The sequence below is a fragment of the Acinetobacter sp. V104_13 genome (assembly GCF_031798995.1).
In the GTDB taxonomy this organism is placed as follows: Bacteria; Pseudomonadota; Gammaproteobacteria; order Pseudomonadales; family Moraxellaceae; genus Acinetobacter; species Acinetobacter pittii.
The window spans coordinates 115,933-137,628 of sequence record NZ_JAVQNP010000022.1 but is presented as its reverse complement, the minus strand read 5'-3'; the positions used below and the strand labels follow the sequence as shown (position 1 = coordinate 137,628).

Annotated in this window: 16 protein-coding genes and 1 tRNA gene; 3 read left to right on the top strand and 14 right to left on the bottom strand. The window is 41.8% G+C overall.

Annotation, left to right across the window (positions count from 1 at the left end; translation table 11 throughout):
• Positions 1-41: 41 nt before the first annotated feature.
• A complete protein-coding gene (locus tag RMB06_RS07750) occupies positions 42-1,259 on the top strand; it encodes a DUF445 domain-containing protein (protein WP_014208114.1) in 1,218 nt (405 codons plus the stop codon).
• 66 nt (positions 1,260-1,325) lie between these two features.
• Here the strand turns inward: RMB06_RS07750 and RMB06_RS07745 are convergent, their stop codons facing one another.
• Positions 1,326-1,763, bottom strand: coding sequence for a DoxX family protein (locus RMB06_RS07745; RefSeq protein ID WP_002114126.1), 438 nt, complete (start codon positions 1,761-1,763; stop codon positions 1,326-1,328).
• A 194-nt stretch (positions 1,764-1,957) separates the two neighbouring features.
• On the opposite strand from RMB06_RS07745, the gene RMB06_RS07740 reads away from it, so the two are divergent.
• The gene (locus RMB06_RS07740; RefSeq protein WP_068929854.1) at positions 1,958-2,599 is read left to right on the top strand and encodes a DedA family protein; all 642 of its coding nucleotides are present in this window, start codon (positions 1,958-1,960) and stop codon (positions 2,597-2,599) included.
• Between the two features lie 8 nt (positions 2,600-2,607).
• Here the strand turns inward: RMB06_RS07740 and RMB06_RS07735 are convergent, their stop codons facing one another.
• The 5 genes from RMB06_RS07735 to RMB06_RS07715 all read right to left on the bottom strand — a co-directional run bounded on the left by RMB06_RS07735 (position 2,608) and on the right by RMB06_RS07715 (position 5,441).
• Positions 2,608-3,198 carry a LysE family translocator gene (locus RMB06_RS07735; RefSeq protein ID WP_017399730.1) on the bottom strand — a complete coding sequence of 197 codons (591 nt, stop codon included), beginning with the start codon at positions 3,196-3,198 and terminating at the stop codon, positions 2,608-2,610.
• A 214-nt stretch (positions 3,199-3,412) separates the two neighbouring features.
• Entirely contained in the window at positions 3,413-3,799 is a 387-nt protein-coding gene (locus RMB06_RS07730) for a hypothetical protein (RefSeq protein WP_005071968.1), read from the bottom strand.
• Between the two features lie 10 nt (positions 3,800-3,809).
• The gene (locus tag RMB06_RS07725; RefSeq protein ID WP_311079013.1) at positions 3,810-4,652 is read right to left on the bottom strand and encodes a ParA family protein; all 843 of its coding nucleotides are present in this window, start codon (positions 4,650-4,652) and stop codon (positions 3,810-3,812) included.
• A 76-nt stretch (positions 4,653-4,728) separates the two neighbouring features.
• Positions 4,729-5,121 carry a SirB2 family protein gene (locus RMB06_RS07720; RefSeq protein WP_002114085.1) on the bottom strand — a complete coding sequence of 131 codons (393 nt, stop codon included), beginning with the start codon at positions 5,119-5,121 and terminating at the stop codon, positions 4,729-4,731.
• Between the two features lie 11 nt (positions 5,122-5,132).
• Entirely contained in the window at positions 5,133-5,441 is a 309-nt protein-coding gene (locus tag RMB06_RS07715; protein WP_002114074.1) for a BolA family transcriptional regulator, read from the bottom strand.
• A 230-nt stretch (positions 5,442-5,671) separates the two neighbouring features.
• Here RMB06_RS07715 and RMB06_RS07710 point away from each other — a divergent pair.
• Positions 5,672-5,747, top strand: a tRNA-Gly gene (locus tag RMB06_RS07710).
• 163 nt (positions 5,748-5,910) lie between these two features.
• Here RMB06_RS07710 and RMB06_RS07705 read toward each other — a convergent pair.
• From RMB06_RS07705 to RMB06_RS07670, 8 genes are read right to left on the bottom strand one after another with little or no spacing between them, the layout of a single operon-like run.
• Positions 5,911-6,672 carry a 4'-phosphopantetheinyl transferase superfamily protein gene (locus tag RMB06_RS07705; protein WP_311079012.1) on the bottom strand — a complete coding sequence of 254 codons (762 nt, stop codon included), beginning with the start codon at positions 6,670-6,672 and terminating at the stop codon, positions 5,911-5,913.
• Entirely contained in the window at positions 6,665-8,530 is a 1,866-nt protein-coding gene (locus RMB06_RS07700; RefSeq protein WP_311079011.1) for an alpha/beta fold hydrolase, read from the bottom strand. Before RMB06_RS07700 ends, RMB06_RS07705 begins: the two co-directional genes overlap by 8 nt.
• A gap of 54 nt (positions 8,531-8,584) precedes the next feature.
• Positions 8,585-9,859, bottom strand: a complete 1,275-nt coding sequence (locus tag RMB06_RS07695) for a porin (protein WP_078225496.1) — start codon at positions 9,857-9,859, stop codon at positions 8,585-8,587.
• Entirely contained in the window at positions 9,856-13,560 is a 3,705-nt protein-coding gene (locus RMB06_RS07690; RefSeq protein WP_078225497.1) for an outer membrane lipoprotein-sorting protein, read from the bottom strand. The genes RMB06_RS07695 and RMB06_RS07690 overlap by 4 nt, the downstream gene beginning before the upstream one ends.
• Before the next feature lie 24 nt (positions 13,561-13,584).
• Positions 13,585-17,544, bottom strand: coding sequence for an amino acid adenylation domain-containing protein (locus RMB06_RS07685; RefSeq protein WP_311079010.1), 3,960 nt, complete (start codon positions 17,542-17,544; stop codon positions 13,585-13,587).
• Positions 17,541-17,801 carry an acyl carrier protein gene (locus RMB06_RS07680; RefSeq protein ID WP_002118032.1) on the bottom strand — a complete coding sequence of 87 codons (261 nt, stop codon included), beginning with the start codon at positions 17,799-17,801 and terminating at the stop codon, positions 17,541-17,543. Before RMB06_RS07680 ends, RMB06_RS07685 begins: the two co-directional genes overlap by 4 nt.
• A complete protein-coding gene (locus RMB06_RS07675; RefSeq protein WP_262448539.1) occupies positions 17,798-19,573 on the bottom strand; it encodes an acyl-CoA dehydrogenase in 1,776 nt (591 codons plus the stop codon). Before RMB06_RS07675 ends, RMB06_RS07680 begins: the two co-directional genes overlap by 4 nt.
• A gap of 50 nt (positions 19,574-19,623) precedes the next feature.
• The gene (locus RMB06_RS07670; protein WP_311079009.1) at positions 19,624-21,513 is read right to left on the bottom strand and encodes a fatty acyl-AMP ligase; all 1,890 of its coding nucleotides are present in this window, start codon (positions 21,511-21,513) and stop codon (positions 19,624-19,626) included.
• Positions 21,514-21,696 lie beyond the last annotated feature (183 nt).

Here is a 21,696-nt window from a genome sequence, read left to right as displayed (position 1 = left end):
CAAAATCAATAGAAATCTAAGGAACAACAATGCTTCAAACTATGATTGCAGATTTCCAGCAACATTTTTGGTTGTATGTCTCTATTCCTTTTATGAGTGGTTTAATTGGCTATATCACCAAGGTGGTTGCCATCCAGATGATGTTTTCACCACTTGAATTTAAAGGTATTAAACCATTTTTGGGTTGGCAAGGCATCGTGCCTCGCAAAGCCGAGAAAATGGCAACCATTGCTGTTGAGCTCATGACAGCAAAGCTGATTAAACCTGAAGAAATTTTTGCACGCCTAGATCCTAAACGTATTGCCAAAGAAATAGAAAAACCTCTACTTGCAGCGGCTGAAGATATTACCCGTGACGTTGCTCAAGAGTATCAGCCTGGTTTATGGGAAGGTATGCCAGAATTTGCTCGCCAAAGACTCATCCGTCGTGTGCAATCCAAAGCACCAGAAATCGTTGAACACATCATGAGCGAAGTACAGCGTGATGTGAATCGATACTTTGATATTAAACATCTTGTTATCAGCAACTTGCTTAAAGATAAACGTTTACTCAACAATATTTTTAAACGTGTAGGGAAACAAGAATTTAAATTTTTCAGTAATGTAGGTTTCGTATTTGGCTTCGGCATCGGTGTGATTCAGATGCTGTGCTGGATTGTCACTCAAGGAAAATATCCTTGGATGCTACCTTTGTTTGGTGGTTTTGTGGGTTTCTTCAGTGACTGGATTGCACTGCAAATGATGTTTAGACCACTTTATCCTAAAAAGATATTGGGTTACACATGGCAAGGTCTGTTTATTAAACGTCAAAATGAAGTTGCAGCTGACTATGCAGCTTTAATTTCTAAACAGCTTTTAACTTCACGTCACATGATGGAAGAGTTATTTTCGGGTACACATTCTGCGCGTGTTATTGATCTGGTTAACCGCCATGTCAAACAAGAAATTGACATGCAAGCTGGGGTTATTCGTCCTTTAGTTGTATATGCAATTGGCGGAGAAAAATATCAGAATATGAAATCACAAGTTGCTGAACGTATTATGCAACAGCTTCCAGAGACGATGAAATATGTAGAGTCTTATGCAGAAGATGCGATGAATATTCGTAGCACACTCATTGAGCGTATGCAAAAATTAACACCTTCTGAATTTGAAGGGATGTTACGTCCTGCATTTAAAGAAGATGAGTGGGCCTTGATTGCAGTCGGCGCAGTTCTTGGTTTCGTGGTTGGGGAATTGCAAATCCAATTTATGCTTTAATTTTTAAAATAAAGAAATAAAAAACCGGATGAATTGCTCATCCGGTTTTTTATTTTGTCTTGAATATTATTTCTCGATTGCATGATCCAGACTAATACGGCCAGCACCATGAAGCATCAGGAAGAATAAACCGCCTGCCATTGCTAAGTTTTTCATAAAATGGATGCCATTATTGTATTGTGCCGCTGCATCAGCCCCACCTTGGTGGAACAAGAATGCAGTTAAAATACTGAAGATACCAAGACCGAAAGCTGCAAAGCGTGCTTGGAAACCAAATAACAAGGCTAAACCACCACCAAACTCAACCAAGATAACTAAAGGAAGAATTCCACCTGGTACACCCATTGCTTCCATATATCCTGCAGTTGCTGCATAACCGGTAATTTTCCCCCAACCAGCAACAAGGAAGATATAAGCCATAAGAAGACGAGCAATAAGGCTAATAAAACTGTCCGCGCCTGATTGCGTTACGATATTTTTGACCACTACATTTGGATTAAACATTTTGCCACCTTTATTTAAATGCTTATTTATTGATGAGCTCATTCTAGGTTTGGGACATTGATAATTAAATACTCAAAATCCATATATATCGTTGCACAAACAGGATGATCAATTTGTATATTTTTGATGTTTTATACTGACTTTCTATAGGGTCACTGCTAGGATTTGAGCACGGTTTACCACTTAATCATCTCATGGAACTTCTTGATTTTATTCTACACGTTGATCAACATCTCGCCGAGTTTATTACAAATTACGGGACGTGGATTTATGGCATTTTATTTTTAATTATCTTTGTCGAAACCGGTTTAGTGGTTATGCCGTTTTTACCGGGAGATAGTCTACTATTTGCAGCTGGTGCTTTAGCAGCATCTACAGGCGCGATGGATCCATGGTTATTGGGTGCTCTACTCTTCATTGCTGCCGTTTTAGGCGATACAGTGAACTACCATATTGGTCGTTTTATCGGTCCACGTGTATTTGAAATGAATTCACGATTCATTAATAAGCAGCATTTAATTAAAACTCAAGAATTCTTTGCTCGTCATGGTGGCAAGACGATTATTTTTGCCCGTTTCATTCCATTTGCCCGCACCTTTGCACCTTTTGTTGCTGGCGCTGGCAGCATGAACTATAAGTTTTTCTTAACTTATAATGTGATTGGGGCATTTTGTTGGGTCGCTTCTTTTGTGGCGTTGGGCTATCTATTTGGAAATATGCCAATCGTTAAAGATAACTTCACTCATCTTATTTTTGGCATCATTATTATTAGTGTTTTACCGGGCATCATCGGCTTTATACGTGAAAAGCTAAAAAGCCGTAAAACCAATGCTTAAGGCTTAATTTAGAAGAAACGGAATACCACTGGAAGCATACATAAAATAAGCAACATAGCCGATCCTTTATATAAATGATCGGCTTTTATTTTTTGTACTGGACCCGTTAATAGTGCACGTCCAAAAATCATCCAGAAACTCGCAGCTGGAATGAGCGTCAATGTAAAAACACCAAATACCATTAGACAATTTTCAGGCGAATTCCATGTTTCGGCAGGGAAAATACCTGCAGCAAAAAGTAAAGATTTCGGATTTTTTAAGGTTGAGAAGAATAATTGACGTGGGCGAATGTTACGGTGAGTTTGACTAAATTGTTGTAAATGGGTGGTTTTCCATAATCGGAATGCCATCCAGAACACATACGCCACACTTGTAATATGTAAAATGAGCAATAACGCAGGCCAAACTGGTGCTGCCAAATGAATAAACACAGCCCAAAAGCTAATACCGTAGGCATAGCCTAACCATTCCATAGGAATAAGCCAAAATGCTTTAGATAAACCTTGAGAATGAGCAGCGGTTGCAAGTAAAGCATTTGTCGGCCCAGGAATGAGCAAAACAGCCAACATTGCCAATACAAAAAACCAACTCTCAATCATAAAGTTTCCATAATATCCAAGATGGGGCCACCTTAAACGAAACAGGCAAAATATAGCAAGTTTATAAGGCTTTTTGATTACAGAAAATACAGAATTTTGGAAGCTTAAAAATTGATAAACCACTTATTTATATTAATTTTATTATGAAACATTTTGCTAAACTTTATTCATCACAACATGCCTTAGTTAGCATATTGTGATGCAAAGCTGACTATTAATTGGCCTTTTTACGAACAATTATTGGACAATTCTTGAACTGAGCAGCCTGAACAATTGCTTCTTGTTGGCCTAAAACACGTGAAAGTTCGGTATTTTTCGTTGAAGAAGACTGTCCCATATTTACAGAAATAGATGGACCGAATCCCCAACCACCTCGTCCCCAGCCACCACCGAGTCCAAGACCAACACCCATACCTGTACTTTTTGGAGTTTGCACGCCATTGTCGATATATTGCTGAATACGGTTATATTCACTTTGAAGCTGTTGACAGCTCAAAGATTGATATTGTGTCGGAGACACATAAGTCGGTTTTACCGTTGTAGCACAAGCGCCAAGGAGTAAAGTGGCTGCCACCAAAGGCGCAATATATAAGCCTTTCATCATTTTTCTCTTATCGTTTTGGCTCAATCTCACCAAACAATGTCTCATAAGCTTGAGTCAATTTATGTTCGGGTGCCAAATGGGCCAAAGGTAAATTTTTCTGATGCGATTCTTTCATCAAAATCGAAGGCGGTAACATGCTATTGAGTACAGGCAACCCTTCATCTTTTAACTGCTGAACCACTTCCCGAGGTAATTTTGCTTGGGATTGGAATTGATTCACCACAATTCCTTCAATTTCCAAGCGATCATTATGATCATCTTGCGTTTCGAGAACATTTTCAATCAATGTTTGTAACGCACGCTTTGAAAAAACATCACAGTCGAAAGGAATAAGTACTTTATCTGCCGCAATCAGAGCAGAAAGAGTAAAAAAGTTAAATGCTGGTGGTGTGTCTATATAGATACGGTCATATCGCCCAACTAAGTTTTGAACCGAATCACGTAATTTATAAATTTTATGTTTACTTTCAAGCGCATGTTCAAGCGCGCCAAGTGTAGGGCTTGCTGGAAGCACATCTAATTTTGCAAAAGGAGTTGAATGAACAAAACTGTCGAGATCTTTATTTCTTGGAGCTTTTAAAATTGAACCTAATGCGTTACCGATTAAACCCTTTTGTTGATTGTTGCCCAACACATCATCAAAGAAATTTTCGATATTTGGCTCTAAAATTGATTTTTCAGCAGAATAGGTTGCTTCGTCACCTAAAAGATACTGACTAGAATTGGCTTGAGGATCAAGATCGATCACCAATGTTCTTAAGCCATGTTTGGCACTAATTGCAGCCAAATTTACAGTAATACTTGATTTCCCTACACCGCCTTTTTGGTTAAACACCACACGAGTTAACATGTTTCCCTCTGCATATTATTTTACTGTACGCAGTTTAACCTAGAGCTTAATCAAAAAGGCAAAGAATGTAGAACAATTAAGCAAAAACAGGTTTCATAATCACTAAGATAATAATAGCAATAAATGCAATCGCACTAATGACTAAACCTGCACGACGCTGTGCCAACAAAAGAGTGTCATCTTTTTTAAAGGCTTTCATCAGGGAAGATAACAACACTAAAAATAGAATAATTTTAGCGTAAAACCACGGTTGTACCTGAAAGTCTTTCATGACTAACAAAATTGCACCCGTAATGAAAACCACGGTAAATGACAAATGTTGTAAGGCAACTAATACTTTACGCCCTGCTGGATTGGGTTGTTCACCTTGAACACCTATAAACAGAGTTGAAGCGCGTAAAACAAAGACCATAAGTGCGGCAGCTACCGCAGTCATATGAATAATTTTAGTGAGTAAATGTGCATCCATGAAATTAACCCTTAGCTTTTAGGTGCATGTGCACATTCTGGGCTAGCAGGTGCTTGACCTTGCCACTCACTTGGCAAATAAGCATGAATTGCTAAAGCATGAATTTGGCCCGGATTCATCAAATCAGAAGCTAACGCGTATACTTTTTGATGACGTTGAACTAAACGCAATCCATTAAATTCGTCGCTCACTATAATCACTTTAAAATGAGATTCCTTACCTGGAAAATAACCACCGTGCCCGGCAGACTCATTGATCACTTCCAAATGGCTAGGTGCAAGTGTTTGTAACCGTTCAATCAACTGTTGTTCAAGGCTCATAGCTTTTCCTTTTACGATTATTCGTATATTTGAACCTAGTATACCTTGTCTACACACAAACAAAAGTTGCTCTTGTATGCTTTGACTTCAAACAAAATGTCTATTTATTCGGCAACTTAACAATAAAAATACCGCTAAATGCTCATTTCTGTTTTTATTTTATGCAATCAGCATAATTATTTGCATAAAGTTGTTGACCCTTGTTTTGCTTAATGTATTATAAGCGGCACGCGGGAATAGCTCAGTTGGTAGAGCATAACCTTGCCAAGGTTGGGGTCGCGAGTTCGAGTCTCGTTTCCCGCTCCAAATTTAAAAGGCCCTAGTCGAAAGACTGGGGCTTTTTTCTTTTTATCGATCCATGATTTTACGTTCTATCGATTCACAACATATTTTGAGAATAGCTCGACTCAAGCCCGAGTGTTTCATTAATAGACTCAGATTTTTAAACCACTAATTGTATCGAGTTAATCTAGTTATATTTGCACGGTACTGGCGTTATGCGATGCGTAGATATACATGGTACTAATTGAAAACAATCCAGATCAAATCTTTCTTGGGCAAGAAGCTGCTGTAAACAGATTGAAAAGATAAAGTTATGATCATAGACATAGCTTTGGAAATAATATTCTTCTGTCTTTTGAATATCACGAGTTGAATCGAGAAACTCTATATGTTCAGCTAACACATGAAAGTTGAGCTTCTTTAAATGACGACTCATTCCTTCGCCAGTACATTTAATATAAGATTCTTTTAAGGTCCATATTTGAAAAAACCGTTGATATACAGTGGATGGATCAATCCTTTCATTTTCCTGAATCCATTCAATTTCACTTGGCGCTAACACGCTATCGACACGCATCCAATCGAACTCACGGTCCACCCGTTCAACATCGACTCCTATTTCCCCTTCTTCAGTCACCGCAAGAACAATAACGTCTGCTGAATGACTAAGATTGAAATAAACAGCTTTATTGCCTTGTACAAAAGGTTTGCCGTTAGGTTGTAATTGAATGTTGATCTCATGGGGTGAAATACCCAACTTATCTGCTAAAACAGACCTCGTTAAGACACGAGAGATTAAGAAAAGACGTGCAGCATAAGGATGATATTGATCATATCTCAACTTTTCTGCCGTATTGAGAAAGCTGAGATAATGACTCAATATTAAGTGGTTTTGTGGCACCCGTGAAACTGGGCAGACATACACCTGTACTTTGGAAATATCAGACATCACTGAGCTGTGCTGTGGTGCTAATATATTTGGTTAGAACTGGTGTGAGGTAATCATAAACCGCTTCTACATGGGTAACGTGCGGATTATGGCCTGCGCCAGCAATTATATGTACAGGAATATTAGGACTTATTGTAGTAACAATTGGGTCCTTCTCTCCAACAATGATTTCAACTTTAGAACCAAGCTCGTTTAACAAAGCTGTTTGAGATACTCTCTGCTGAGGCAAACTAATACGATGCATATACCCACTAATATGCTTGGCTACCGACACCCGGCGTAATGAATCCATCGCATAACCAACAGATAGATTTTTTTGCCCGTCTGGATGCAGATTTTTAGCAATCTTATCTTTCGATACAAAACGGAAAATTAGATTAGAGATCGTTTGTATTTGAAATATTTTTGCGGCCTGTGCCTGCACGAAATAAGGCGATATAAGGATAAGACGTGCAACTTTATTTGGATATTTCTGCGCAAGACTCAATGCAAATAAACATCCTAACGAGTGAGCAATAACAACACTATTTGGTGCTAAAAGCTTTGCAGCATTATCAATAAACTGATGATTGTTATCTTCCATCACCTCATAACTACCTGAACGCCCAAGTCCAGGTAGGTCCATCATAGCGACCTGATCATAGGTGATTTTATTAATTATTGGGAACCAACATGTGCTATCGAATGGAATGCCGTGTAAAAACAATGCAGAAGATTTTCCTGAACCAACTGGTTGTTTAGTGTAGATTTCTGTCCAATATCGATTCTGATAGCTGAAACAGCTAGGTGTTGGTGCTTGCATACGACCAAAACGTGTAAGCACCAGACGATCAATCCAACGAGAAAAATAAGGACTAGTATTGATTAGGTCTGCGATACCCATCTTAACAGCTATCTTTTCTGTCTCAGCGACATGATAGTTTTCATTAGAAATGAAAGCGAGCTGCTCTTTTGAGCCACCAAGCAATGCCTCAGGTAATTTCTCGAGCAGAACTTTAGGTATTTGCAAATGTGGTGCGCTAACCCCTAAATGCTCGGCAGCTAGGTTAACTAGACGATGACATTTAGGTGTCGCAGGATCAAGTAATACATACTCCTGAGCAATAGTCTCAGGAAAAGATATCGTTCGGATGAGAAAGCTCACGATATATTGCATATTGCAGAGTGGTAGGAATGTATCACTCCCACCAGGCAGCGCCAGCAGACGTCCTTGATATAACTTATCAATCATTTCGGCAATACCAATATATTGCATATCACCATAAGTATAAAAACCATCAATGACTGTCGCCGGATTTATTGCGGTCCATGGCACATTTAAACGCTTACATGTCTCAATAAAAGCCTGATGCCCTAAAATTTTCGAAGCTTCGTAACCACCATATTTATAATACAAATCATCAGCAGACTCTTGCGGTGGAGTAGCGACTCGATATCCACCAATCCAGATAAATCGCTCAAGCTGCTTCAATGTCGCAGCCCATTCAATCAGAGCAAGTCCTGATTTTACATTCGTACGCTGAGCTTCAGCTTTGCTAATGCCCCAATTAAATGATGCTGCAAGATGATAAACAACATGGATCTTTGTTTGAGCATCCGTTAGTAGAGAGTCCAACTTAAAGTCATGACTTAAATCATATTCAACAAAAGAAATAGATGGATCTGTCAGCCCTTGTGTTGCAATGAAACCTAATAGCTTGTCTTTCTTAGTTGCCGCATTGCGTAGTGCAGCAATCACCTGATGACCTTCTCTTAGAAGTTCAACGATCAATCTGCTGCCAATAAAACCTGCTGCACCTGTTACTAATATGGTCTTCCGTGAAAAATTATCTTTTTTTGCATTATTTAAATTATTCATAAATCACCTTAATTAGGGACTGCAAACTCCAGCATTGTTTTGGAGCGAATTATCTTAAAAGTTATATCGAACCTGGGCATACACCAGACTATTATCTCTAAATTGTCCTAACACCGTATCATTTCTGCCCCAGAATCGATCGCCACCTGCATTCAATTGCCAATGATCATTAAGGTTGTAATTAATACGAACTCTCAACATCTCATTGGGCTCTGGTGCAAAATAGAAACCTGTTACTTCTAACTTTAGATTGTCATTCAGGAGGTTAAGTGCATAGCGCAGCATAGCTCCATACTGATCGCGCTCATATTGGTTACTGATGGTTTGCTGATAACGGTAAACTTCTCTCAATAATGGATTTGTTAGACTATCGGCAGATCTTAAGTCCTCCGTATGTTTATAGACACCTACTAAACTCACGGTGGAATTCTTCAATGCTAATTCTGGACCGATGACTACAGTCAGATTATTTTTTTTGTGCGTAAGATCTTCACTACCTTCTGAGTCAGTTTGGGTATAGGCCGCTTCACCTCGCCACACAAGATCGTTATGGTTATAACTGAAATCAAATCCATAAACAGACATAGGATTATTTTTCAGCTGTAATGTGGCCTCCCCTGTTGGAGACGCTGAAAGAACTGACAGATCGGGCATATGATCCAAACCCGAGAAATATGATGCACCAAAATCTAAACCATCTACAGAATAATCCCAGCGCATTGCAAATGCAGGTCGGCTCTTACGGTCTATGTCATATTGAACACCAGCAATCTGACGCAATGGAATCACATCTGAACGACTACGCGGATACCACAACGCTGTCCATTTATTGGTTCCAGATTCAGGAATATACGTCAATTTAAGTGCATCATTTCCAAGACGTTGATCTGTCTCATCTGGTACTAGGCGCGTATAGTCACGGGGTGATAGATTATCTGTTGGATTAATCCCATCAGCTCTCCCCCAGACTACAATCTGGCGGCCAACATCAAGATAGAACGTCTGATCCCAGTTGTAAGAGGCGTACAACTCACGTAAGTTGCGATTCACCTTACTCACCTGATCTGGGTTTACAGTATGGTCCGTTTCGTCTCCAATATTTATGTCGTAATGGATCTTAAACTCAGGGTTAAACTTGAGCGTACCATTGGACCAGAAACTTGCTTGCCCAATGTTTTTTAACGAACTTAAATCACGATCTGATGACCAGACATCGAGTCTGGCTGAGTTCTGGCTTACAAAACTCATTTCGCTGTCATCTGCATAAGCATGCTGCAGCAGCATAAAGCTACTGCAGCATGCGAATACCCAATAGGCACCTTGCGTCATTTTTCAAGACTCTGCGGTGAGAAAATCTTATCGGATAAAGTTTTCTCAGCGACAAAATCATTAACGATCACTTGTGTCATATGCTGAGTTTGCAGATTCTTCGCCATAGATTTCATGGCTTGCCATCTTGGTTTCACTTTGCCATAAGGACGGATATCCATGAACTCAATATGCTTTAACGGTTTGCCTGCTGTGTCCCATATATCAATGGTTGCTGTAACAAAGTTGTCTTTGAGAATGCACATGCGACGTTTGCTATAACCAAAGTCACTCTTCACCGTATTATTAATTGGCGTTGCTTCGATCATGTAGCAATCTTTGCCATTAAATTTGCTATCTGCAAGTTTCGTGTACTTCCAGTCACTTAGCTTATAGCCAAGTACATCACCATAACTAAAGTCCGTACCAATAAAAGCATCCCCCTTATTCGCTGAGGCAAGACGACGTACTTTTTTCAATGCAGGCAAATAGACAAACATGCTATCACTGCCTTTTGAGTTCTCAATCAATAGCGTCGTGGTTCCCTGTACATCTGCAGGCGAGATGAACTCGGTCAAACGCATATTGTTCTGAGTATTTCCAGCAAGCTTGGTCATATTTTTAGTCAAGCGCACACGTTGCTCACCATTTTTAGAAGTCAAAATAAATTTGGCACTAGCACTTGAGGTCAGAAATTTAGAGGCATCATCACTACGATTAACAATGTCTTGAACTTCATCTGCATGAGATGTTTTAGGTAATGAAAAGGTGAGTGCAGTACCCAACAAAAGGCTTGTCACGACAGTTTGTGCAACAGGGATGCTCTTCTTATTTGAGGAAAAGATGAAACGAGGTTTTAATATTAGAATCATTGTAGGTACCATAATTAAGGTTGCAAACACACTGAAAAGCATCGCAATCACAATAAACATCGCCAGCCATTGATGTACGTGGAAGCCTTGCGACAACGACAATACGCCATACCCGCCAGCGACCGCAGTCGCGACAAAAAGAGAAGCTTTACCAGCAGTACTTAATGTTTTACGAATAGCATCTTTGATATCTCCACCTTCTTCGCGCAAGATTTCACGCAAACGATAGAGGAAATAAATTGCGTAATCCGCACCAATACCTACAGCCATGGCCGAGATAAGGGAGTTTGGAATATTGAGCGGAATGTCGAGCCAGCCCATCACACCAAAGATGGCAAGAATTGAGAACAAAAGTGGTGTCAGAACAATCAGTCCAGCTGAAATCGAACGGAAGACCAGTGCTGAAATAAAGAATACGGCAAATGAAATTTGTAGAATGTTCATAAGCTTGCCGTGAACCATTGTTTCAGTCAAAGCAATGGTTTGCGTCACGTCACCACCAAAACTCACTACAGCCTTGTCCCCCAATTGAGCCGCCATATACGTTTTTAGCGATTCAAGGATTTCTTTGATACGGTGGTTGCTACCCGTTTTCATAAGAATCGTGATCTTGGCATAGCGCTGAGTAGTATCAATGTAGGATTCAAAATCAGTCGGCTCACCAGACATTGAATACAACAGCAGATATTGAGCAACAACATCTTTGGTTGCAGGAACCTGAAATGCCTGTGGCTGATCGGCATTCATTGCCTGATTCATCCTTTTGATATAGTCCACGATAGAGATTGTTTTACCAACCTCTGGAATTGAATTCGCGAACTTCTCTGTATTATCAATCGCTTTTAGGATCTCTGGGTTTTCAATACCGTCACGGACCTTCGTATCGACCATAATATAAAGGCTGTTTGTGCCACCAAGTGACTGATTCAAGAACCTGTCATCCTGCTGCATCGGTAGGTCACGAGAGAAGAAATTCCGACTATCGTTATCTACCACAATACGGCTCGTGCCGATCGCAAGAAAGACACCAATTGTCGCAATTGCAGTCATTAATATCATTCGTGGACGAACTGACAAAATGGCATCGCCAATACGATTTGGAATCCAATCCCAGATCGGTAGCCCTTTGCGTTTGACCTTCGTAACCGAAGGCGGTGGCAACATTGAGCGTAGTGCTGGAATAAAAGTCATCTCAATGATCAGCGTACTGATGATCCCGATTCCAGTAAAAATACCGAATGAACGAATAGTCGGAATATTGAAGGTCAACAGAGAGAAGAATCCAGCCGCCGCAATTCCACCAGCCAGCACCATAACTGGACCAACACGAACTAAAGACTGCACCACAGCTTCGCTATTGGCAGCTTTAGGTTCCATCCCTTGAGCAATCAGACGATCAAAATCTTCATAGTAACGCTTGAGCAACTGCACGGCGTGCCCTGCTGCAATGGCCAGAATCAAAATTGGTGTAGGCGAGTTAAAGATATCCATCGGCTGTTTAAACAGCCCCATCATGCCCATACCCCATGCCACAGCAAGCAAAGCTGTAACGAGTGGCAGAATCAAACCCTGCTTACTGCGGAATGCTTCAAAGTGCAACAATCCAATCACCAGTACGGCAATCGGGAACAAGATATTGATACGCTTAGAGTAATCTTCAGCTTTATCTAGATAGACAGGATTACCGCCGACACTGAGCGTCATATCTTTAGATTGTTCGCTTTCTACAATTTTGTTGATCGGAGCCATCATCTTCTGGAAGCCCTCTGGACTTTCCTCAAGCTCAAGCAAAATCGCAGCAGTTCTTTGATCTTTAGACACCACTGAATTCATATAAGTTGGATTCATTGCCAACACTTTTTTCAGTTGATCGATATCATCCTGAGTGACTGAACTGGTCGGCAATAATTTCTTGGCATCAAACCCTTCCGAATTAGCCATGATCCCTTTCGCTTGACGTGCAGCCAAACTCATCATAGTTGATCGAACAACGCCGGGGGCGTTGTCCACTTCTTCGGTAATACGTTTGACTTTTTCCAACACTTGCGGCTGATAAATATCACCTTGCTTCGGTGTAATACCGATCACGACCATATACTTGGAGCCGAATTTTTTTTCGATCAGCTTGGTCGAGGTGATATAAGGATGCCCATTCGGTGCAAGTGCACCTGGATCAATAATAATTTTTACGCCAGATGCAAGATATGCCAAAGCAATCGTCAAGAGCATGACCACTGTCAGTACAATACGGCGATGTCTGAGAATCCATCGCGCATATTGCTCCATCACTAGATGAGTCTTTTGAAGTGGTTTTTCGATCTCTTGCGATGATTCTTTGATCTCCTGCAATGGTTTTTTGATCTCTGGCGATGGCTCTTCAATCTCTTGCGTTTGCGTACTCACTGCCTCATAGGTTCCGCCCTTCTGAGCCAGCGCCTGAAGATTAGCAAGATCTTTCTTGAACTGGGCAAGAACCATCTTTTTTAGCAGTGCATTAGGAAATACACCAAAAAAGCCGCCCGGCTCTGCCTCAAACAACCATTCAATCCATGTACCTTCTGGATGCGGTTTGAAGCGATAAGTACCTTTGTAATAAAACGGTCCTTCTAATACTTGGAAGGCGTACAATTCGTTCGGTACCAGATGTGTAATCTCACCTTTAAAGGCCAACTCACGACTAGCAAAGCTCAAATTGAGTTCATACTTGCTGCCCACACGCGGAGTAGTGTCTAGTAACTCTGAATGCCTACATGACAATTGCCAGCTTGCATCATTGCCAGGGTTTGCAAGATATTTAAAAACCTTATCAATTTCGGCTGGTATAAGGAAAGCATGTTCTATGGTCACCATAGTGGTTCTACCTTCTTGTATTTCTTATGCAGGAATTGGGTACATCTGATCAATTGCTTTGGCCACAGCCTCAACGTTCTCAGCGAACATAATCGATGAATGGTCACCAGGTAGATCCACTTGTGTAAGCGTATCTTTGATCAAATGATCCCAGCCGAGACTTTCCCCAAAATCTTCAGACTCATCTTTGGCTTTAACCAAGAGGATCGGAAAATCTTCAGGCTCTGGGAAATAGGTTTGAAGTGCGACGCCATTAGCCAGATAAGTATCAAAGTAAAGTCGGAAATCTGATGGGTTAGCATCCAGAGGTATGACATTGATGGCCTTAGCTTCTTTAAGCACATGATCAAACATGTGATCTGGACTCAATTCACGCAAGTATTGCGCTGATATCGTCAGCTTTTTGCCATAAGGCACAGCCAAATCACGAGCAAACCAAGACAAAAGCATGGCATCATCAGCATCTTCAGGCACATTCTCTGGAATTGGAGCACGTGTATCGATCATGACAATCCCTGTGACCTGTTGTCCCATTTGACGCAACTGACGACTGATCTCGTATGCAATCGCACCGCCAAAACACCAACCACCGAGGAAATAAGGCCCTTGAGGCTGCATTTTTTGCATTTCAGCAATATAGAGTGTCGCCATTTCTTCAATCGCTACTTCAGCAGCATCTGCTTCAATCAGACCCGGAGATTGAATAGCACGTAAAGTACGGTTCGGGTTGAGATGACGCGAGAGTTCCATATAACAGAAGGTACTGCCACCAATCGGATGGAAGAGCCATAGCGGCTGTTCATAAGTTCCGCGGCGCAGTTCGATTACGATTGAAGGTTTGATTTCTTTATTTTCACGGATGATCTCCCCCAAACTCTCAACAGTTGAGTACTGTGCAAGTAAAGCAACTGATAATTCGGTACCAAATACCTTCTTGAGATGATTGACAAGTTTCACAGCCAGTAATGAATGCCCACCTAATTCAAAGAAATCATCATGTATACCAACTCGCTTGACTGACAAAATCTGCTCAAAGGTAGTACATAACTCGATTTCAATCGAATCGCGTGGAGCAACATAATCGTTGCTCTGCTCAAACACTGGCTCAGGGAATGCTTTACGATCTAACTTATTGTTAGCCGTCATTGGAAACTCATCCAATCGGATAAACGTACTTGGCACCATATAAGCCGGAAGATGGATTTGCAGAGTCTTTTTTAAACTAGCCATTTCAATGTCATGTCCGGTCACATAAGCCACCAGTTTCTGATCATTGTCGGCTGTGGTCTTAACCAAGACTACTGCATCTGTAATACCATCGATCTGTTTGAGAACATTCTCGATTTCGCCTAGCTCAATACGGAATCCACGGATTTTGACCTGAAAATCCAGACGTCCATGATGAGTCAAACGCCCATCCATTCGCAGACAGACTTTATCTCCGGTGCGATAGAGTCGACCAGCATTTGGTAGGGATGGTAAAGTTCTAAATTGTGCATCTGTCAACTCAGGTCGATGCCAGTAATCGACTGCAAGACCATCGCCTCCAATCCAGAGCTCTCCCATAACACCTCGTGGAACCAATCGCTGCTGTTCATCGAGAACATAAAGCTGGGTGTTCGCCATTGGTTCGCCTAAATCAATATATTTGGCATCGGTGATGTGGGCTGCACTGGACCACACAGTTGTCTCGGTCGGGCCATAGACATTCCAAAGGCAGCTGACTTTGCTCAGTAGTTTTTCTGCGAGTACAGGATCTAGCGCTTCGCCTCCGCTAAGTGCAGTTAGATGTGGGATACCTTTCCACTCACTGTCCAATAGCATTTTCCAAGAGGACGGCGTTGCCTGCATAACATTGATTGACTTCGCCTGCATATACTCAACCAGCAGGTTCCCATCTAGAGATATCTCACGTGGGCACACATGCACCACACCGCCGTACATCAGTGGAATCAATAGTTCAACAACAGAAATATCAAACGCATAAGTAGTGATTGCTAATAACTGCATATCAGCAGTTGCTTGCAGCCTATCATTCACAGACAGTAAGAAATTAGCTATTGAAGGATGCCCAATACGCACGCCTTTAGGTTTACCTGTCGAGCCGGAGGTGTACATCACATAAGCGGTATCACCAAAGGCAAGCGTCTCACGTACTTGCTCAAGGGGAATAACACCAGCTTGATTGATATCTAGACGTGGTACAGAGACTGTAAGAGCATCCATCAAGTCAGTTTGAGTCAAGATGACTTTAGGTTCAGCATCTTCTACGATGTTATGCAAACGTTCTCTTGGGAAACTAGGATCCAACGGTACATATGCTGCTCCTGCCGCCCAGATTCCGAGGACTGCCGCGGGCAATAGCACAGTGCGGTCTACCATCAGACCTACACGATCCCCATTGGTAATGCCATGTGCACGTAAATATTCAGCAATCCCAGCAATATGCTGACCTAACTCATGATAGCTGACTGCATGGTCTCTAGAGGTCATAGCATGATTGTGACCACGCTCATCGATCTGCTTTAGAATCATTCCCAGTAGATCATGTCGAGGATAATCAGTCACCTGACCACGTAGATAGCCTAGCTGAATACCATTCGCATAATCAGGTGCGATATCTAACTCAACGATCTTACGTTCAGGATGAGCCACCATTTCCGATAGTACAACTTGTAGTAGTTGCACCATATTCTCGGCAGACTCAGCAGAAAATATTTCAGAGTTGTATTTCAGTACACCAACCAGTTCACCCTGATATTCACCGCCCATTTCTAGCATAATATCTAGTTGGCCTTCTTGTTGGCGAACTGGAAAGCTTCCTAGCGTAAGGTCTTGACCGGCTAAAGTAGCTGGATTTTGGATTGGCAAGAGTAGTTCTTTAAACTCATCCAAACCACCTAGACGTTCCCAGAACATTCCAACCTGAGCCAATGGATTAATACTGCCATCACGCTTTGGTGAAACAGCTTCAACCACTCTGGAAAAAGCAACTTTTTGATGCTTGAGGCTCTGTTTTAATTGTTCCTGCACCTGCTGTGTAAATTGACGTAAAGTCTGATCAGCATCGATGTCTATGTTAAGAGCAATTGTATTAACAAACTGTCCTAGTGCATTGCGCAAAGAACGTTCAAGTCGGCCTGCTACTGCTGTGGCAACGACTAGATTATTTTCATTCGATAGTTTGTTCAGCAGGATATAGAAGCCCGATAATACAAGACCGAACAAGGTAATTTCATAATCTTTCGCCAAGTTTACAAGACCAGACGATACTGACTCAGGTACACGGAAAATTACCGAGCTACCTTTATGTTGTTGCACAGCTGGACGTGGATAATCAAGTGGAATGCTATGCACATGTGGAGCATGCTTTAACGCATTTTTCCAAAACAGTAAGCTTTCATCAGCATCACCGATCACGTTGCTCTTCTGCTTATCTGCATATTGAGCGAACTCGATTCCGTTCACTAGATTTGAGTCTGTTACCAGTCCAAAACGCTTGCAGACATCACGCAGCAATAGACCAATCGACCAGAAATCCATTAAGGCATGATGAATCACAACTGCAATCACATAGTGATTCTGACCACGCTCATAACAATGGATACGCCACAACGGTGGCTGAGTCAGGTCAAATGGTTGCTTGGTATCCTGTTCGACTAATTTCGTCAAATCAGAAGCTTCAACATGACGAGCATCAGAGAGAATGATATTAGGATATACACGATCCCAAATGATTTGCTCGATACCCTGATCATTGGCAGGCATGCTTACACGTAGTAACGGATAATCATGTAACACTGCTTCCAAAATCTCCATCGGCTTGTTGCCTAATGGCTGGTTGACCTTCACATCAAAAGCCACCACCATATTGTAGGCACTGCAAGTTGGCTCAAGACGCTGGATATACCAAATACCAAGCTGTTCTGCAGAAATCGCATGACGCGACAGAATTTTTGGTTCTATACTCGCAATGTTATTCATGAAGCAACTCCCTGTTGCAACTCAGAAACTAGATATTCAGCCAATGCATTGATTGTTGGGTAATCCCATAGCAGTGTCGGCTCAAGTTCCAGTTTTGTCAGATCTTCCAAGTCCCCAGACACAGACAAAGCAACAATTGAATCAAGACCATAACTGGTAAATTTCTGCTCTGGATCAATCGTCTCAGGCTCTACACGCATCTCTTTAGCTACTAGCGTACGAATGATCGCGCTCCAGTAAACTTTATCCTTATTCATGGGGTAATCTCCTCTTTAACTGGTTTGGCATCACGCGGTGCCAATGCGAAATCGATAACAGATAACATGTGGTTGGTTGAAATTCGGTCTAGCAAATCTGCTAATGTGCTTTCACGTAATGACGTAATAGGAGGAGAGGTCTGCCCTTCAGCAGCATTTAGGAAAATGATCAACCATGCTCCATCCTTTAAAGCAGTCCTTAAGCCATGACGGTTGAAGACCCAGAAACCCAGCACAGCAATGCGGGCAAACAGTTCTGCGTAGCCTCGAGCGAGACTAAAACGCAACGTTTCAAACTCTTTGCTTTCCTCAGAGCTTGAAAAGTAATTCTGAATTTTTTGATCTAATGTACGCTGTTCAACCAGAAGCCGATCTGCATGCTCACGTAGCGTAGATAGCATTTCAGTAGACAACCCTACTGTGGCTTCGGCATCGTTGAGCATTTCAATGATTGTCTCCAGTGACTCCATCACCAAATCGCCATCTCGGTTGAAAATCTCAAGCCCACGGAAATCAATAGCGTCTGTCTCCACTTGTAAGTCATACAACTGACGATAGAGTGCTTTGGCTTCGGCTTGGTTGAGATGGTCGGCTTTTTTGCTACGACCTTTATTGGCTGATTTGAGCTGAAAACTCAGACTGTCTAGACAAACGGTGCTACTTCCGTCAAACACACTAACAATCAGATGGTCTCTGAATGCTTTCTGGTACATTCCATCTGCATATGCATTTCTTAAGAAGAAACGTGACCCAAGCACTGAAGAAGTGATCTTGGCAAGTGACTCTACATACTCAGGCACCAGTACCTTGACGATTGGCGACCATGTACTGAACTGATTAATACAAACGTGTAATCCGCGCGCGCCAACGAGTGATAACACCTCCGCTGCTAATAGATAGGCATAGGCTGTAGCGAGCTGCTCACGCACCAGTGGAATGCTTATTACTTTTTTGTTATATAACTCGCGTTCGATAGCAAACTCGGTCGCGATTCGTAGCATCGTATCGCCAGCCCCCAGCGAGAAACTGCTGCAATATGCACGCGTTACCTGTAGGGTTTTGAGTCCAAGTTCTAACCCTTGGCCCTCTTCACCGATCAAAGCATCTTTGTGAATTTCAGCGTTGTTAAAGCCAATACCACTAATATCTAAACCACGCATACCCACTGTTGGCAGGCGGTTCAGACTATAGGTTCCTTTAGAAGCCATATGACGCTTATCAAGCCAGAATGCGCTCAAACTACGTGGTCCACGATCGTTCGATGTTTTAGCGATCAGGCTTAAAGAGTCTCCTAAAGTGGCGCGGTTGATTGACCATTTTTCGCCATTTAAGATGTATTTACTCTCGGCAGACTGGGCTGTCACTTCACTAGATAATAGGTCAGCACCATGCGCTTTCTCGCTATAAGCCAGTGCTGGAGCAGCACCACTTAAAATTCGACTAGCAATATTTTGGCATTGATTCGCATTACCGCCGATCCATACGATCACAGACCAAGCATTCGTGCTATAGGTCGAATTGATAGTTAGATCTCGTCGTGCCAACACACGATGCAGATATAGCAACTCTTCACCAATTTCCATACGACCTCCGAGCTCTGAAGGTACATAGAAACGGTTCATACCCACCGCATTCAGAAAATCAACAGCACGCTGAGGATATTGCTCTTTCTCATCACGCTCGATGGCAGCGGGCCAAGAAAAATCGTTGTTGTTATCATGTACGGAGCCTAAAATTTGCTCCAGACGAGCAGCAGACTGAAACTGCCGCAAATTGGATGTAAGTGACATGGATTTTCACTCAAATGATTAAAGGGTAAGGGTTAAAACAAAGCACTTTTCAGACGATTAAAAATCAGCGTGCGTACTTCACGTTCCTTGATCATTGAGTTGAGAAGATTGGAGCTATAACGAATCAGCTGCCCCCGCTGCTCACGATCACGGATGACTTCTAAGCCGTTTTTGACATAGTTTCGAGCAATCACCGTTCTACGGTTTGGATGGGTTAAACAGACCAGTTGACCGCGTTCGATCTGCTCTTTAATTTTTCTTCTTCTAATTTTGCCGCTAGTAGTTTTGTTAATTCGGCCTTGATGCAGTAAATAGACACCTTCTACAGGCAAGCCAATATCAGCTGTCACTTGTTCCTTGACCTGAGTTCTAATGGCTTCAAAATTGAGAGTCTTGTCTAGTGATTTCTTCTTGATCTCAAGTACAACCGTAACACCCTCAGAATCAGCAACATTCACTACCGCAACACAGCCTTTACGAACAGCAGGATGTGCCATTTCAACAGAGCACTCGATATCTTGCGGGTAATAGTTCTTGCCACGAATGATAATCACATCCTTAAGGCGGCCAGTTACATATAGGTCTCCGTCTTTGACAAAGCCCATATCACCCGTTCTCAAGTAGTGCACTTGACTCGGTTGACCCGCGTCATCAATGATAGTCGCCGCAAAAGTTTCCTGATTGACCTCTGGCTTCTGCCAGTAACCTGCTGTAACGCTCTCACCTGCTAGCCAGATTTCACCAACTTCATGAGCTGCTACTTCTTGACGGGTATGCGGATTGACAATACGGCAATCAATATGTGCCGAGATCTTGCCACAGCTCACCACTTGCACGGCGGTCTGATCTTGACTGGCCTGTATCAGATTGGCATTTAACTTGTCACGATCGATTGAAATTGCATTGAGAGGACCAGTCACACCACTAACTAAAAGCGTAACTTCTGCCAGTCCATAGCATGGCAAGAAAGTATCTAGTTTCAGTTCCGACTGGGTATTGAACTTTTCCATGAAGCGTTGCATGACGTGAGCCTTGATCGGCTCAGCACCATTAAACAGCACCCGTAAACGGCTCAGATCAAGCGATGCAGCCTGCTCATCAGAGATGCGGTGCAGACATAATTCATAAGCAAAGTTTGGTCCACCAGTAATTGTGACACCTTTTTCACTGATAAATTGCAGCCATTTTAGAGGCTTACGAATAAAGTCTAGCGGTGACATGACATAGCAAGTCAGGCCCACATACACAGTTTGCAAAACTGAACCAATCAACCCCATATCGTGGTAAACAGGTAGCCATGTAAGACCAATATCTTCAGGTTGTGTGCCAAAAGCTTCAGCAATCATGACTTCATTTGCCATAATATTCTTATGGGTAACAATTACCCCTTTAGGCCAACCTGTTGATCCCGAAGTGTATTGCAGGAAGCAGATATCTTCTTCAGTAATGAGCGGGAAATCTTTTTGTACCAAATCACGCTGTAGCTCAGCATCAACGGCATGTAATATTAAGCTTTCATTTTGAGCTTTTAATGTGATCAGACCTGATAGCTCAAGAATCTTTTTGGTGGTGAGTACTATTTTTGGCTCACAGTCATTCATAATATTCAAAATATTAGAAAAACCATTACGATTAAAAGGTAGGCTGACTGGTACCGCGATAATTTTAGCTTTTAGACAGGCAAAGAACGATACGATAAAGTCCAACCCAGGCTCAAACAGCAATACAGCGCGATCACCACTGTCTACAAGATTCATTAATACCTGAGCTTGATGTTGAACCCGAGCGTTCAAATCTTTATACGTAAGAGACTGAATACCACCCGATTGACGCCCTAAATACTCGAAAGCAACCTTACTTCCATTTAAATTTGCGTGGGATTCCAATGTTGCAATGATATTATCCGTATCCATTACAGCCATAACTTACTCCGATTAATTATAATGCACCCTTAAAATTCGCTAATTTAGAAATTACATTTCTCGTCGGGGCTTTTAATAAAAATGAATATACTTTTTGTTTAAAATATAAATTCACATTATATTTTATGGTTGGGCATCATTTATTACACCTGTAAGTGCTTACAGGTTGGTCTATATTTATAA

Excerpts from the sequence above, each read along its gene's own strand:
- RMB06_RS07705 (WP_311079012.1), bottom strand. The coding sequence starts at position 6,672 with ATGTCTGATATTTCCAAAGTACAGGTGTATGTCTGCCCAGTTTCACGG.
- RMB06_RS07740 (WP_068929854.1), top strand. The coding sequence starts at position 1,958 with ATGGAACTTCTTGATTTTATTCTACACGTTGATCAACATCTCGCCGAG.
- RMB06_RS07725 (WP_311079013.1), bottom strand. The coding sequence starts at position 4,652 with ATGTTAACTCGTGTGGTGTTTAACCAAAAAGGCGGTGTAGGGAAATCA.
- RMB06_RS07700 (WP_311079011.1), bottom strand. The coding sequence starts at position 8,530 with ATGAATAATTTAAATAATGCAAAAAAAGATAATTTTTCACGGAAGACC.
- RMB06_RS07690 (WP_078225497.1), bottom strand. The coding sequence starts at position 13,560 with ATGGTGACCATAGAACATGCTTTCCTTATACCAGCCGAAATTGATAAG.
- RMB06_RS07735 (WP_017399730.1), bottom strand. The coding sequence starts at position 3,198 with ATGATTGAGAGTTGGTTTTTTGTATTGGCAATGTTGGCTGTTTTGCTC.
- RMB06_RS07695 (WP_078225496.1), bottom strand. The coding sequence starts at position 9,859 with ATGACGCAAGGTGCCTATTGGGTATTCGCATGCTGCAGTAGCTTTATG.
- RMB06_RS07670 (WP_311079009.1), bottom strand. The coding sequence starts at position 21,513 with ATGGCTGTAATGGATACGGATAATATCATTGCAACATTGGAATCCCAC.
- RMB06_RS07715 (WP_002114074.1), bottom strand. The coding sequence starts at position 5,441 with ATGAGCCTTGAACAACAGTTGATTGAACGGTTACAAACACTTGCACCT.
- RMB06_RS07685 (WP_311079010.1), bottom strand. The coding sequence starts at position 17,544 with ATGAATAACATTGCGAGTATAGAACCAAAAATTCTGTCGCGTCATGCG.
- RMB06_RS07745 (WP_002114126.1), bottom strand. The coding sequence starts at position 1,763 with ATGTTTAATCCAAATGTAGTGGTCAAAAATATCGTAACGCAATCAGGC.
- RMB06_RS07720 (WP_002114085.1), bottom strand. The coding sequence starts at position 5,121 with ATGGATGCACATTTACTCACTAAAATTATTCATATGACTGCGGTAGCT.
- RMB06_RS07680 (WP_002118032.1), bottom strand. The coding sequence starts at position 17,801 with ATGAATAAGGATAAAGTTTACTGGAGCGCGATCATTCGTACGCTAGTA.
- RMB06_RS07750 (WP_014208114.1), top strand. The coding sequence starts at position 42 with ATGATTGCAGATTTCCAGCAACATTTTTGGTTGTATGTCTCTATTCCT.
- RMB06_RS07730 (WP_005071968.1), bottom strand. The coding sequence starts at position 3,799 with ATGAAAGGCTTATATATTGCGCCTTTGGTGGCAGCCACTTTACTCCTT.